12 protein-coding genes are annotated in these 13,678 nt (G+C 59.3%); 4 read left to right on the plus strand and 8 right to left on the minus strand.

The window, feature by feature from the left end:
• Window positions 1-251 precede the first annotated feature (251 nt).
• The 5 genes from VQ575_RS14675 to VQ575_RS14695 form a co-directional block, all read right to left on the minus strand.
• Window positions 252-1,505, minus strand: a complete 1,254-nt coding sequence (locus tag VQ575_RS14675; RefSeq protein WP_325917789.1) for a lipase family protein — start codon at window positions 1,503-1,505, stop codon at window positions 252-254.
• On the minus strand, window positions 1,502-2,485 hold the full coding sequence (locus VQ575_RS14680; protein WP_325917791.1) for an alpha/beta hydrolase: 984 nt from the start codon (window positions 2,483-2,485) through the stop codon (window positions 1,502-1,504). Before VQ575_RS14680 ends, VQ575_RS14675 begins: the two co-directional genes overlap by 4 nt.
• Window positions 2,482-3,510: a phosphoglycerate dehydrogenase gene (locus VQ575_RS14685; protein ID WP_045156311.1), complete on the minus strand. Its 1,029-nt coding sequence runs from the start codon at window positions 3,508-3,510 to the stop codon at window positions 2,482-2,484. Before VQ575_RS14685 ends, VQ575_RS14680 begins: the two co-directional genes overlap by 4 nt.
• 30 nt (window positions 3,511-3,540) lie before the next feature.
• The gene (locus VQ575_RS14690) at window positions 3,541-4,938 is read right to left on the minus strand and encodes an OprD family outer membrane porin (RefSeq protein ID WP_325917793.1); all 1,398 of its coding nucleotides are present in this window, start codon (window positions 4,936-4,938) and stop codon (window positions 3,541-3,543) included.
• An 84-nt stretch (window positions 4,939-5,022) separates the two neighbouring features.
• Window positions 5,023-6,312, minus strand: coding sequence for a CitMHS family transporter (locus VQ575_RS14695; protein ID WP_411829976.1), 1,290 nt, complete (start codon window positions 6,310-6,312; stop codon window positions 5,023-5,025).
• Between the two features lie 259 nt (window positions 6,313-6,571).
• Between VQ575_RS14695 and VQ575_RS14700 the strand changes: the two genes are divergently transcribed.
• Window positions 6,572-7,777: a citrate synthase gene (locus VQ575_RS14700; RefSeq protein WP_039589832.1), complete on the plus strand. Its 1,206-nt coding sequence runs from the start codon at window positions 6,572-6,574 to the stop codon at window positions 7,775-7,777.
• Window positions 7,778-7,825: 48 nt separating this feature from the next.
• On the opposite strand, the gene VQ575_RS14705 is transcribed toward VQ575_RS14700, so the two are convergent.
• From VQ575_RS14705 to VQ575_RS14715, 3 genes are all read right to left on the minus strand, one after another.
• Entirely contained in the window at window positions 7,826-9,199 is a 1,374-nt protein-coding gene (locus tag VQ575_RS14705; RefSeq protein WP_325917795.1) for an MmgE/PrpD family protein, read from the minus strand.
• Window positions 9,200-9,275: 76 nt separating this feature from the next.
• The gene (locus VQ575_RS14710) at window positions 9,276-9,584 is read right to left on the minus strand and encodes a DUF4387 domain-containing protein (RefSeq protein ID WP_039589830.1); all 309 of its coding nucleotides are present in this window, start codon (window positions 9,582-9,584) and stop codon (window positions 9,276-9,278) included.
• Window positions 9,581-10,996 (minus strand): acyclic terpene utilization AtuA family protein, encoded by a 1,416-nt coding sequence (locus VQ575_RS14715; protein WP_325917797.1) that lies wholly within the window; start codon window positions 10,994-10,996, stop codon window positions 9,581-9,583. The genes VQ575_RS14710 and VQ575_RS14715 overlap by 4 nt, the downstream gene beginning before the upstream one ends.
• Window positions 10,997-11,473: 477 nt before the next feature.
• Between VQ575_RS14715 and VQ575_RS14720 the strand changes: the two genes are divergently transcribed.
• The 3 genes from VQ575_RS14720 to VQ575_RS14730 all read left to right on the plus strand — a co-directional run bounded on the left by VQ575_RS14720 (window position 11,474) and on the right by VQ575_RS14730 (window position 13,669).
• A complete protein-coding gene (locus VQ575_RS14720; protein ID WP_325917798.1) occupies window positions 11,474-11,722 on the plus strand; it encodes a hypothetical protein in 249 nt (82 codons plus the stop codon).
• Between the two features lie 151 nt (window positions 11,723-11,873).
• Window positions 11,874-13,235 carry a chromate efflux transporter gene (gene chrA, locus VQ575_RS14725; protein WP_039589823.1) on the plus strand — a complete coding sequence of 454 codons (1,362 nt, stop codon included), beginning with the start codon at window positions 11,874-11,876 and terminating at the stop codon, window positions 13,233-13,235.
• 155 nt (window positions 13,236-13,390) lie between these two features.
• The gene (locus VQ575_RS14730; RefSeq protein WP_045156307.1) at window positions 13,391-13,669 is read left to right on the plus strand and encodes a hypothetical protein; all 279 of its coding nucleotides are present in this window, start codon (window positions 13,391-13,393) and stop codon (window positions 13,667-13,669) included.
• The last annotated feature ends 9 nt before the right edge of the window (window positions 13,670-13,678 follow it).

The raw sequence follows: 13,678 nt of genomic DNA on the forward strand, positions 1-13,678 counted from the left end.
CCTTGGCATTGAAGGTGCCGCTTATGACTCATATGAGGCCGTGGCCCGGTAATCGTTGCATTGAGACGGGCGACGGTGGGTTTCGCTGGCCGTATTTCGGGGGCGCATCGTTCAGGTCTGTGATCATCGAGCCTGGCCCCACCGCCCCTCATTTCGCCGACGGACTGGATCGCACGACACCGATGGCCTGCTATGAATCCACTCCGGCTGGCAACCTACTGCGCAGACATCGACACGCAGGCCTGGATGCTTCAGTCGTCGTTGAACAGCGCATCCGGGGTCCTTTCACCGGGCGGACCGGGTCTTTGCAGGGTTGCGCAATTCGAGCCGTAGTCCTGGCCGTCGAGTCGAGCCCCGACGAAGGCGAAGGCATCTTCCAGCGAACCGTGCAGCACCCCGTCATGCCCGAGGCCTTCATAGGTGCGCCAAGTGACTGAGTTGCCGGCGGCGCACAAGGCCGCCGCGACCGCATATTGCCGCTCTGGCGTGATGGTTTGATCCGCCTGGCCGGTGGCAATGAACAGCGCAAAGGCAATCGAGGCCTGTGGCATGTCGGTGGTCGGGATGCGCGCAGCGTTCAACGCCTGCGGAGTGATCGTCAATAGTTCAGCGAACGACCCCACCTGCAACGCCTTGGATTCGAGCGCGATGTCACGGGTACAGCCCTGCCGGGCGACGTCCAGCAATTGCAGGCCCTTGGCGGTCAGGATGTCCTCAATCCGCGGGCCGTCTTCGCGCAGGCCGCCGGACGCCAGCGCCAGGAACACCGTATTGGACTGGCGTGGCGGCAGCCTGACGGGGCCTTGAGCAAACGTGCTGTTCGGCGCCGTCACCAGCGCGCCCAGGATAGGCAGTTCGGGGGCATAGGTCGTGGCAAGGATTGCCGCGCCCAGCGCCGCCCCGCCTCCCTGGGACTGGCCTGCGAGGAACATGCGATTGGCAATCAGACCTGGACTGATGGCACGGGCAGCACGAATCGAGTCGAGGACCGAACGCCCCTCGGCCTGCCAGTACGTATAAGGATGCGGCCCCGGACCGCCCAAGCCTTGGTAGTCAGTCATGACCACCGCGAACCCACGCGCCAGCCAACGATTGATATACGCCGCGTCACGGTCGCGCAGCCCCGTCCAGGAAGGCGCGCACGCATCGGCGATCCCCAGCGTGCCGTGGGCCCAGGCGAGCAGCGGCCAGCCCTCGGCGGGGGGATTGCCAGTCGGCAGGTATAACGCGCCACTGACCGGGACGAGGCCGGAGCGCCAGCGTTCGTCCATTGAGCTGTAGAGCAGACGCAATGCCTGCCCGGCGGCTGGCATCTGCGCCTGCACTGGCATGTGCTCGCTTCGCAGCAGCGCACCGGGGCGCTCGGGCATTGCTTCAGGCCAGCGATAAAACGTCGACAGTTGCATATCCCCGGCAGCGGGCCCGACGGGCAGCTTACCGTCGGCCATACCAATGGATGTAGCGACACAGGCCCATGCAAAAGCCGCGATTCGGAAAAAAATCATGGGAGGCTCACCTGATTGGAAAGCGCCTTGCGCAACGCGCGGCCCTGCGCAGCCAGCACGTTGCGCGCGATGGGCGCCACTTCGTTGAAGCGGATGAAACCGTGAGTCATGTTCGCCAGGACTTGCAGGTTCGTCACCACACCTGCGTCCTTCAAGCGCTGCGCCAACGCTCGGTTCTCATCCAGCAGCGGATCCAGCTCGCCAACGATGATTCGCGTCGGTGGCAGGCCCGCCAGCTCGGCCGTTATCGGCTGTACACGCCAGTCATCCTCGTCATTGGCCAGATAGCTGGCCCAGTAGCGGCTCATGGCTTCGACCGACAGGTTCTGCCCTGCGTACCCGCCAAACCGCTGCCACGAGTCGGAACTCATGTCACGGGAGTAGCTGCCGTAGAACAGCAACAATTGCCGCAATGCATCGATCCCCGCGTCACGCAGCGCAATGGCCGCTCCAAGGGCGAGATTGGCACCCGCCGAATCGCCGCCCAGGGCATAACCGCGCACCGGGCATTCGGTGATCGCTCCCAGCTTGATGACGCGGCTGATGATCGCCACCACCTCGTTGAACGCCACGGGAAAGCGATATTCCGGCGACAACGCATAGTCGATGGAGAGCACCGCCATTCCACTGTCCCGAACCAGTTGGCGCAGCGGCGCGTCCCAACCGGCCAGCGAACCATGGCGAAATCCGCCGCCGTGGCAGTAGAACATCAAGCAAGGCGTCTCATTGCCCTCCGGCCAATAGAGCTTGCAGGAGACCGTGCGGCCGTCGACGGAAAAGCCCAGCGTGCGCTCGTAGCTCAGTGGAACGCTGCGTTGCGCGGCCCAGGCGTTGATCCGCTCCAACTGCCCCCGGACGCCTTGTACGTCGCCCTGGACGATCGGCAGCAAGCCCTGTTCGCGCAGCGACGTTGCCACGGCCAGCAAGTCAGGATGAACCGGCGGACGGGAATCCGCCGGCAGGTTTTCGTGATCGCTCATGGCTTTTCATCCGCGCCGACAGGCCGACGGCCGTCCGCAATCACGCAATGGCTCGGCGGGCTGCGTCCTTCCAGCACCGCCACGACACACTCGGCGGCAATCAGATTGGTGCGATTCAGGCCTTCGACCGTAGAGGCCCCGACATGAGGCGTCACGACGACGTTCGGCAGCTGGATCAGTTGTTCGGTCACCGGTGATAGCGCGCGATCCGACTCACTCTCAAAGACATCGAGCCCCGCCCCGGCCAACCGGTTTTCCCGCAGCGCACGGAGCAGATCCGCATCGCGCACCAAACCGCCCCTCGCGGTGTTGATCAGCACCGCCGAACGCTTCATCAGCTTCAGCGCGTGCGCGTCGATCAGTCCCTGGGTTTGGGTGTTGAGGGGCGCGTGAAGTGTGACGAAGTCACTTTCCTTGAGCAGCGTTTCCAGGTCGACGAAGCCAGCCTGGGGAGTAACGTCGAGCAGGGCTTTTTGCGGATCAGGCGAATAAATCAGCGGCTGGACTTCAAATCCGGACAAGCGCTGCAGAACGCCCCGACCGATCCTCCCCAGCCCGACGATACCCACCGTCTTGCGGTACAGATCGCCGCCCAGGGGGATCGACCAGTCACCTGCGGACAACCCCGATTGGCAGCGCTTGAGTTGGCGGCACACGGCGAGCATCAAGGCCACGGTATGGTCGGCGACGCTTGCGTCATTGCCACCGATCGCGATGGTTGCGACCTTCCCCGCCGCTTCCACCGCCGCCGTATCGACCCGTTCGTAACCCACACCGCGACGGGCGATGACCTGCAAGCGCGGGAGCGAGCCCAACAGGCTGGACGTGATATTCGCGTGCCCGACAATCCAGCCGTCGGCGTCCTTCAAGATGTCGATCAGTTGCGGTTCACTCAGGTCGCCATCCGCCTGTCCTGGCGCCAGGTTCGCGACGATGACCTCACAGCCGTGACGCTTCAGGAAGTCAGTCGCCGTGGCGTCGAAGAATCGTTGGGTAACCACTATTTTATGGCGAAGTGTAGACATCACGGCTCTCTCGGTAGAACGGTTGAATATTCAAAATGCGTAGTCCAGGTATACCCGCGCTTCCGATCCGCTGACGACGTTATCCGGTTGAGCGGAGACCAATACGACGAAGTCCTGGTCAATTCGGTAATCGATGTAGATCAGGCCGACGGAAAGTCCGGCATATTCTTTTTCGTCAAAACGGTAATAAAGACGGTATTCATTTTGCCGCTCCGTCACGTCGGTGCGCCGGCCGCTGAATGGATCAGTCGCGTCAAATTCGCCTTGCTTATAAATAGTCATGACTTTGAAACCATCCAGCGAAGCGCCCAATAAAGAGTGTCCGCTCAAGTCATATTCGGCGCCTATTTGCCAGGTTCGCTCACCGTCGTTATTGAAATCATTGCCGGAGCGTGTCCAGGCATCCATCCTGCCATCGACATTGTCGCCATGATCGAAATAGGCATAGCCCAGTTGCCCATTGTTCAACTTGGCATGAGTCTCGGAAAAAGAAAGGCCCAGGCGAACTTTATCAAGCAGTAAACCCAGGTTGATATTCAACCAGGTCGCGTCGTCTTCATAAGCCGCCTCACCTGCTTCCCAATCACGTTCCCAGATTCGCCCGGCTTTTTGAAACTCATAATATTGAGTGTCCAATACCACACCGGCTTTATCGCCGAGTGGCGCTTTGAGTGTCAGCCCATAGCGGGTGTTCTCATTGAAGTCCCGCGCCACCCCATGGGCGTAACCCAGCTCGACGGCCTTCAAATCGTAATTGATGCCGTAGGTGTACAGATCCTTGATTTCCTCGCCCGTCTGGCTCAGCAAATGTTCGAATTCTTCCCTGTCCCGAGGCGAGGTGCGGTTGATATAGGCGGTTTCAAAGCCCAACGTGCCGGGGAGCGGACCGATCCCCGTCTCGGTGAAGTTCAAGTGGGCGCGGCCTCCCTGGTAGGAGCCGGGAACGATCCGGGTGTCGAGCGTGACCAGCGTCCCCGCATCGAAGCGGCCCCGGCCTACTTGAGAGTCGGCATTCCAGCCGGCGCCTTCATGACGCAGCTTGAAATAACTCTGTCCGACCTTGGCGAAACCACCATTGGAGCCATCGGTGTCATCAAAAAGGTCCCGGCCATTGTCTTTTGAATCGATCATCGCCACGCCGTATAGCGAAGCATCGAACCCGACAACGCCGGCCCAATAACTGGAGTTGTAATCCAGGATCGCACCGACGCCTGTGCCACCCAGTTCGGCACCGTCCGGAAAACCGCCAAAACGGTCTTCGATCAGTTCATTGGATATACGCGTATTGATATAGACCGAACGAAGATAAGCATTCAACTTTCCTTCATGCTGGAACCTGTCTGGATTACTGATGCTTGCTGAAAGACAAACATCAAACACACACAATGTCGACAGCAACGTCATAGCGACGGCGTTAATCGATTTCATCGACCACCTCATCTATTATTTTTATTTTGACGTGAGCAGACGCGAACTGGCGTCCTTGAAACTTCGGCGCAGTGAACTAGTTGATCAGATAATTGCCCGCGTCATAGCGGCCGTTATAATCAGGACAAGGCTGCTGCCTATGGCCCAGAGCAGGCAATAGCGTTGCATATCGCCCATGTCACGCTTGATGATTCCACTGATGAGATAAACCGCCGCAACCAATGGGCTTAATGCATGGACCGGTTGCCCCAGCACCGACGCACGAGCGATGTGCATCGGGTCAACGCCGTATTCGGCAGCCGCCGCCCCCAGCACCGGCAAGATACCGAAGAAGAACGCGTCATTGGACAGCAGGAAATTAAGCGGCAAGGCCACCAGTGCAGTAATGATGCTGAAGTATTGGCCTCCGCCGTCGGGAATCAACTGGACGATTCTCCCTGACATGGCATCGACCATCCCGGTGCCGGACAAGATCCCGGTAAACGCTCCTGAGGCGAATATAAGCGCGATCACCATCAGCACACTTTCCGAGTGCGCCGCGACTCTCGCCTTCTGCTCCGCCAGCCGCGGATAGTTGATCAGCAGCGCCAGGGAAAACCCCACCATCATCAGCATCGGCAAGGGCGCCAGTCCTGTGGCCATGGCGTACATGAGCCCGGCGGTCAACGCCAAGTTGACCCAGAACAGCTTCGGCCGATGGGTTTCGCAATGCACGGTCGGTAAAGCGACCTCCTCCGGTGCGGCGTCCAGGGTGCCGGGCGTCCATCCCAAGCGGCGCCGCTCCTTGCGGCCTATCCAGAACGCCACGGCAAACGCATAGACAAGCCCCACGAACATCGCCGGCACCAGGCCCAGGAACATTTGCGCCACATCAAGGTGCAGGGCACTGGCGGCCCGGGCGATCGGCCCTCCCCAAGGAATCAGGTTGACCACGGTGTTCGTCAGCAAAAGCATTAATGCCAGAATCAGCGGGTTCATTCCCAGGCGCAGGTAAAGCGGCAGGAACGCAGTCGTGACGATCAGGACAGTCGTTGCACCATCGCCGTCGAACGAGATGACAGTGGCCAGCAGTGCCGTGCCCAACACGACTTTGAGGGGATCATTGCCTACATGGCGCAGGATTTTCCTGACGGCGGGCTCGAAAAGCCCGGCGTCGAACATGATCGCGAAATACAGGATTGCAAACATCAACATCAACGCGGTGGGCGCAACTTGCTTGACGCCGTTCATCACCATCGCGCCCAGTTCCGGTCCCGCCCCACTGGCCAGCCCGAAGGCAACCGGAATGAGGATGAGTGCCGTCACAGCAGAAAGTCGTTTGCTTATGATCAAGGCCATAAACGTGACGACCATTGCGAAACCTAACCAAGCCATGCGTTTCACCTTTTCGTTTTTATTGTTATCGATGCCATCGAGAATCAATGTGAACATCTCTTGCGCAGCCGAAATCTACATAGGGGGTGAAACGCTGTAAATCTTGATTTTTTTCGTCAACATCCCTGCTAAATCGGGCTCATCAGCCGTTTGTCTTTACTCAAGGGCAGACTGAAATCCAGCCACCGATACACGTTGACGACATGACGGTGAATCTAATAAACATGTACGCCTTTCAATCAACCCAAGTGGGCCCGTCATGTCAGAACAAGAAGGCCTTTACCTCTCGGCAGACGAGGCGGCCGCCCTGCTTCGGATCAGCCTGCCAACGCTGTACGCCTACGTCAGCCGAAAGAATATTCGTTCCATCAAAATCGCCGGGACGCCCAAGCGTCGCTATTGGGCCGAGGATATCCAGCGACTGGTAAAGATCCCGGCGGCAGAAAAACCCGTGGCGAAGCGCTCGCCGCCGTCGGACAGTGCAATTACGCTGATCACCGATGATGGGCTGTTTTATCGCGGCCATGACGTCGTCGAGCTCGCGGATCGTGCAACCGTCGAAGAGGTGGCCGAATTGATCTGGCAGGTACCCTCGGCGTTCGGCGAGTCGCTGCCTCGTGCCCCGAAGGACGCCGCCAAGCTGTTGAAGATCTATGAGCACATGTCCGCCCAGGAAAAAGCCATCGCGCTTTTTCCCTTGGTGCAGCGAGAGAACCCCAAGGCGTTCGACCTTTCCCCCGACAGTTACGCACGTACGGGCGCAGACGTCGTGAGATGGTTTGCCGCGTTGGTCGTAGGGGCGACCGAACCGAGCACACAACCCTTGCACGAGTTCATCACCCAGTCATGCGGGGCCCCGCCGGCCCATGCCGATCTGATTCGCCGCCTGCTGATCCTCAGTATCGACCATGAGCTGGACCACACCACCCACAGCGTGCGCGTCGCCGCCACGACCGGCGCCACTGCGTACTATGCGGTCATCGCCGCGCTCGCCGCCGCACGGGGCCACAAGGTCGCCTATGGCAGGAATGAAGCCGCCAGCCGGATGATCGAAGAGATTTGTACCGCCGCAGACCCTACGCGGCCGATCTTGCAGCGCTACAACCAGGACGGACACATCGTCGGATTCGGCCCCAATGTCCATTCGATCAACGACCCACGGGCCAGCAATCTCTTGGCGGCGCTGACCGCTGCCTTCGATGGCGACAGCGAGTTCATCAAGCTGCAAAAGGCCTTCTCAGTGGCTTCGGAACTCGTTGCGTACCCACCGGAATTCATTCTGATGGTGAGCTTCATCGGCAGGAAACTGGGCTTGCACGGGCAGGAAATTTCATTGGGAGGTGTAGGACGCTCTATCGGCTGGATCGCCCACGCCAGCGAGCAGTACAACCAACACCACGAGGGCCGGCCTCGCGCTCGCTACACCGGGACGTTGCCAACGGCGAGCCATACCGGCCGCCGCTGACTCCGCCCGGCGCTCCTTTGGCGCGATGCCATTGGAGCGCAGGTATTGTCAGGAAACAGCCATCGCGGTAAACAACGACTCGAACCCGGCTTGATGTTCGAGCCCCGCGACGAACCCAATCACTGCCGCCTGTGCCGCTGCATCGATGTGCGGCATCGCCATGCGCCTGAACTTGCGTTCGAAGTCGCTATCGGTCATGGGCGTTTCCACCGAACCGGGCCCAGTGATCATCTCACTCACCACTTGCTCGCCGGAGACCAGCGTCACCCGGACACGGTTGGCAAGGTGCCGTGGGAACAGCGCCGTCAGCGACGGATCCTCGACGACACTGGTTTTCTCCATCAAGGCAATCGCCGCGGGGTCGGCGACCTTCTCAGCGGCGTATGAGCCAACCGTGATGTCACCGTCCAGCAATGCCCGCGCGACGTTGTACGGCAGGCTATGGTCAGCCGTTTCGCGAGTTTTCGGCAGCCATTTCTCAGGGGTATCGGCGAGAACCCGACGGTTGAACTCGGACGTTTCGATTGAAATGGCGGCAATGTCGTTCACCCCGTCAATCCGCTTGCGGATATCAAGCGCAGCCCAAACGGCCGTGTGCAGCTCGCCATTGGTGGGAAACGTCTTGGTCAGTGAGCGCCGTATCGCGAAGTCGCCGTTGTCGGGCGTACCGAAGCGACCGATATCCAGGTCGAATGGCCCGCTGACCTGCTTGAAGAAGCCCATCTCGCCTTCGAAGATCGGCGACGGCCCGGTCATGCCATGACGCGCCACCTGAGCGGCGAAAATCGCATTGCGAGCGGCGTTGGCTGCGGAACAGCCCTTCCAGTCGGACAACGATCCACTGCGCACTTGCCGCATAGCCATGTGCCCGCTCAAGGCAATGTTGATCGCTTGCTCGGTCTGCGCCACGTCCAGCTTCATCAGGTTGGACGCCGCTGCGGCCATCGCGACGTTGATGTAATTGACGTGGTCCCAGCCACGCTTGTTCAGGCTTGCTGCGTCCTGCAAGCGCATCTGGATCTCATAAGCCAGGACGATCGCCGAGACCAGCTCGGCCCCGGTGGCGTTCTCGGCTTGCGCCACTGCCAGGCAGGCCGGGATGTTGTCACTCGGATGACCTGGCTCCAAGGCCATGTAGCCATCGTTGTAGTCCAGGAAACGAACCATCAGCCCGTTGGCGAAGGCTGCGATTTGCGCCGTCGTCTTGAGGTTCGTGCCGAATACACTGGATGATTGCGCCTTGTTCGCGGCGGCGTAACACAGGGCTGCCTTGACCGGGCCCGCCCCGTAGGCGCCCAGTACGCAGGCCAGGCTGTCGATGAAACGCTGGCGAACCAGCTTGATGATGTCTTCGGGCAAACGTTGGTTGCGCAATTCATGGGCATATTGCGCAAGGCGCCTCGCAACGGTCGAGTCCGTCATGGTTACCTCGGATTGAACAGATAGGTCGGCCCTCGTCCGTGAGGCGCACAATCAAGATGCACGCTGGCGCGCGGCCTCAGTCGACGATCACGTCAAGCAAACGAACGTATTGCTGGCCGGCGTGCATGTCGCGCTCGACCATTCCGCCCTGGGGCGTCGTACGGGGATAGGAGATCTTGACCATTTCCAGATCCGGCACCGCAATGCGCTTGACCCGTTCCGGATCGGTGCCGTAGAGCGCTGCAAATTGCGCTGGGGAAAGTGCTGCGCAATCGCAATAACGCTCGAAATTCTCGCGCCCGTTGAAAAAGATATCGAACGTAATCCAGAACGGCCCCGCTTGCTTGGATCGAACGTGCCGGCAAACATCACGCAACTGGGTCATTGTGCAAACTCCTTTATAGCCATTGTTTTGTCCGACAGATCAATCCACTTCAAACGGACCAACTCGAAGGGATCGTCAAGTTGCACGACATGATTCAACTTGAACTCGAATATCTGTCCGCGCGGTATATCCGCCGGTGTAAAGGCGAAACCATAGGAAGGCAACTCTTTGCCCATGACGCTGGGGTAATGGAAAAAGTATGGGTTACATGCCTGGGCAATGGTATTGGCCATTTCCTGAGTGGCGGCAGTTGCGACAAACAACATGCCTATTTCCGGTGGCGGTAATGTTCCGGCGGCGGGTTTGACACCGGTCACGCCATTCCAACCATACATGCGCAGGGAAATATGAAACTCGCCCAATTCTTCGGATGGAATGGACTGGCGCGTTCTCTTATAAAGCGCATCCAGCAAACGATCATGGAAACCATCGACATCCTTGAGCACGTCGGGGTCCTGAATGCCCACCAACATGATCGTTTGATAGAGACCGGCTGCGGCGCCTTCCAACTTCATGGTGTACGGCATCGGCTCCCACTGCGAGCCTTCTACCCGAACGGCGCGTCCGTTCAAATCGGTGTAGCGCGCCTGGGCCACATTCAAGATTCCACCCGGCTCCAACAACCGGAACGGGTCGCTGTTTTCGTACAGCATATGGGCCGAGACGCTATGGGGCGTGCACTGGTTGTCCAGGCTCAACGGCTCGACTTCGAAGCCGTTCGCGTCGACACTCAGCAGGATCCCCGACCCGAGCGTCGGGTTCACGGCGCACTGAACGCCGCATTCACCGGTCTTGCCAGCGTGCCAGGAAGGCCCCCACGGGGCGCCTTTCCAGATGGGATAGCAGCCGATGACGGCGGTGTCGGTCGAGCGGCCGGCCAAGATGATATCGGCCCCCGCGTCCAGCGCAGCGAGGAACGGCTCCACCCCAAGCGCAGCGACAATGTGCTCGCACGCGTCTACTGTTGCGTCGTCCAACTCGCCATGGGGCGGCAGCGGTTTGATACGGCCTTCGGCGCTCAGTTTTTTAATGGTCTGCTTGTCTTGCTCGCAATAAATGAGCGCAATCTTTGGCGACACGCCCAACTCTCCGGCAATTTCCAAGGCAATATCTCGCGTCCAATCGAGATTGAGGTCGCCGCCCGCCTGCCCCGCCGTCCCCACGATAATCGGCACGCCGGATTGCGCCTGGGCCTTCATTAGAATGGTCAGGTCGCGCTTGACCGCGCCTCGGTTATTCTTCGACTTGCCCAGGGCAAGATAAGCCGCGCCGCTGTCCGTTGAACCCGCGTCAGTGGCAATGACTTGCGCCCCCGCCGCCAATCCATAGGCTATTTCCTCTTCGCGCACACCCGCTCCCAATGAACCACAGGGGACAATTACTTTTACACAACCTTCAAATAACTGCTTCATGACAGCCTCTTCTTGGCGACTCAGTGCGCCAATAATAGGGGCTGTAATTACGTTGACAAGTGGACAGATTTTGTCCATATAGCCTCGCAAGTTGATGCTCTTCCACCGCAAGTAAAAGATTAAAATCGCAGTAACTTACGATCTTTATCCGTCTTAACTACCGAAGGAAAACACAGGTACGAACATCTATTCCAAAGCGCTCGCAGCATTGATTTCAGACGTTGGAAAACGGCCTCTCCCTGGACCAAAAAGCGCACCATGGCGCCCTTCGTGACGTCAACAATCCGTCACCAAAACCCTTCCCATAAAAACTTTTAAATAATGCGCCGGTTTCCCGACAGGTGGCACTGGCGTCCCATTGCTGAAGGTTCGGACACAGGCTCATCATCCGCCGGGAGACCGCTGTGCGTTCAGGCGCTAAAAGCCGCGCTGACACAGGACGTAACCAACCGCATCGCTCGCTGGAGCAACATTAGGATGATGACTGTCTATTTTCTTGTCATGACGATCTGTAGTGGCATGGAAGGCTGTGTGGAAGAGCGGAAAACCGGACCGACTTATACGTCCAGGCAACTGTGCATTGAAACGGCGAAAGACATGGCACCGCGCAAAGGCGTGAAGTACAAATGCCGCAGCGAGCGGCTGTGGGTCTCCAATGAAGTGAAGAACCCGGGAAGTTACGACGCGGTCGTTTCAACCAAGGTCAAGGAACAGCCTTCGCCATGATGTTTCGTGAGGCTGTCGACAACGCTTGAACGAACAGCGATCGCTGTCCGGCGATGCAGAAGGATCGTCTTTCACTGCGTTCGACAAAAAGCTTCCAATTTCATATTGAGTCGATACTGTAGCGACAGCCCATTTTTCCAAGCTATCGCTCATGACCCCCAAGCACGCCGAAACTGCCGTTGAAAACGATCTTCCCAGACCTGAACCGATCAGCTTGCGCGTGGCTTTCTGGTTCTGGCTGAAGCTGGGTTTCATCAGCTTCGGCGGCCCTGCGGGGCAGATTTCCATCATGCACCAGGAGCTGGTCGAGCGGCGGCGCTGGATCTCCGAGCGACGCTTTCTCCACGCGCTCAACTATTGCATGTTGCTGCCCGGACCAGAGGCCCAGCAGTTGGCGACCTACATCGGGTGGTTATTGCACAGGACCTGGGGTGGCGTGATCGCCGGCGCGCTGTTTGTGCTGCCCTCCCTTTTCATCCTGATTGCCTTGTCGTGGGTATATATCGCCTTTGGCGAAGTCCCCGTGGTCGCCGGCCTGTTCTACGGGATCAAGCCGGCGGTGACGGCGATTGTCGTTCAGGCCGCGCATCGAATCGGCTCGCGAGCATTGAAGAACAATTGGCTGTGGGCCATCGCCGCCGCTTCGTTCACGGCGATCTTCGCCTTCAACGTCCCCTTCCCGATGATTGTGCTGGGCGCGGCATTGATCGGATACGTGGGCGGACGCTTGGCGCCGGAGAAATTCCAGGTCGGCGGACATGGTACCGCCAGGAAGACATTCGGCCCGGCCCTGATCGATGATGAAACACCCGCGCCCGAACATGCCCGCTTCAGTTGGCCAAGGCTCGTGTTCCTGGCATTGCTTGGCGCAGCACTGTGGGCCCTGCCGATGGGCGCTCTCACCGCGCTGTTTGGCTGGGAAGGCACGTTGACCCAAATGGGCTGGTTCTTTACCAAGGCCGCACTGCTGACCTTCGGCGGTGCTTACGCGGTGCTCCCTTATGTGTACCAAGGCGCGGTGGGTCACTACGGCTGGTTGACCCCAACCCAGATGATCGACGGCCTGGCGCTCGGTGAAACCACGCCCGGACCGCTGATCATGGTGGTGGCCTTCGTGGGCTTTGTCGGCGCCTATGTTTCGCAGGTGTTTGGCGCCGATCAGGTATTGCTCGCCGGTGCCGTTGCGGCAGCCCTGGTGACCTGGTTCACCTTCCTGCCCTCCTTCCTGTTCATCCTGGCGGGCGGCCCGCTGGTGGAGTCGACCCACAACGAGCTCAAGTTCACTGCCCCGCTCACCGCAATCACCGCCGCAGTCGTCGGCGTGATTCTTAATCTGGCGTGCTTCTTTGGCTACCACGTGCTGTGGCCAAATGGCTTTGGTGGCAGCCTCGACTGGCCTTCGGCGCTGATTGCGATCGCAGCGGCCATCGCGCTGTTTCGCTTCAAGCGTGGCGTGATCCAGGTCCTGATGGCCTGTGCGCTGGCTGGCTTGGGCGTGCATTTGCTGCGCTAGCCTCCGCGCTGGCGAGAAGCCCCCGCGTGTCACGAAGCCCAGCTTGAAGCTGGGCTTTGCCTATCCCATCGGCCTTCGAATCCGAAAGCAACTTTTTCCAGGACAGAGGTCTACCAGATACGCCGTTTCGCTCGCCCATTGGAGCTCTATACGCCATGTACAGAATCACCACTTACGTCTTCGCGGTACTGTGCGTAGCCACGGGGCAAACGTACGCTGATGACCCTGACAAAGAGATTCGCGAGCACTACCGGCAATACTGGGAACACCAGCGGGAGATGGAAAAGGCAGACCAGGAAAATGAGCGAGAACGCCGCAAGGCCCATGAAGAAATGAATCGCGAAGAACGCAAGCATTACCAGGAAATGGAGCGTAAAGCTGCCAAGCGCAGGGCTGAATTCCATAGAGAGCGGGAAAAGGCTTATCGTGAATAGCACTGGTCA

Origin of the sequence: Pseudomonas frederiksbergensis (assembly GCF_035751725.1) — a bacterium.
Classification (GTDB): domain Bacteria; phylum Pseudomonadota; class Gammaproteobacteria; order Pseudomonadales; family Pseudomonadaceae; genus Aquipseudomonas; species Aquipseudomonas frederiksbergensis_A.

Coding starts and splice junctions, on each gene's coding strand:
- VQ575_RS14675 (WP_325917789.1), bottom strand. CDS start 1,505: ATGATTTTTTTCCGAATCGCGGCTTTTGCATGGGCCTGTGTCGCTACA.
- VQ575_RS14680 (WP_325917791.1), bottom strand. CDS start 2,485: ATGAGCGATCACGAAAACCTGCCGGCGGATTCCCGTCCGCCGGTTCAT.
- VQ575_RS14685 (WP_045156311.1), bottom strand. CDS start 3,510: ATGTCTACACTTCGCCATAAAATAGTGGTTACCCAACGATTCTTCGAC.
- VQ575_RS14690 (WP_325917793.1), bottom strand. CDS start 4,938: ATGAAATCGATTAACGCCGTCGCTATGACGTTGCTGTCGACATTGTGT.
- VQ575_RS14695 (WP_411829976.1), bottom strand. CDS start 6,312: ATGGCTTGGTTAGGTTTCGCAATGGTCGTCACGTTTATGGCCTTGATC.
- VQ575_RS14700 (WP_039589832.1), top strand. CDS start 6,572: ATGTCAGAACAAGAAGGCCTTTACCTCTCGGCAGACGAGGCGGCCGCC.
- VQ575_RS14705 (WP_325917795.1), bottom strand. CDS start 9,199: ATGACGGACTCGACCGTTGCGAGGCGCCTTGCGCAATATGCCCATGAA.
- VQ575_RS14710 (WP_039589830.1), bottom strand. CDS start 9,584: ATGACCCAGTTGCGTGATGTTTGCCGGCACGTTCGATCCAAGCAAGCG.
- VQ575_RS14715 (WP_325917797.1), bottom strand. CDS start 10,996: ATGAAGCAGTTATTTGAAGGTTGTGTAAAAGTAATTGTCCCCTGTGGT.
- VQ575_RS14720 (WP_325917798.1), top strand. CDS start 11,474: ATGATGACTGTCTATTTTCTTGTCATGACGATCTGTAGTGGCATGGAA.
- chrA (WP_039589823.1), top strand. CDS start 11,874: ATGACCCCCAAGCACGCCGAAACTGCCGTTGAAAACGATCTTCCCAGA.
- VQ575_RS14730 (WP_045156307.1), top strand. CDS start 13,391: ATGTACAGAATCACCACTTACGTCTTCGCGGTACTGTGCGTAGCCACG.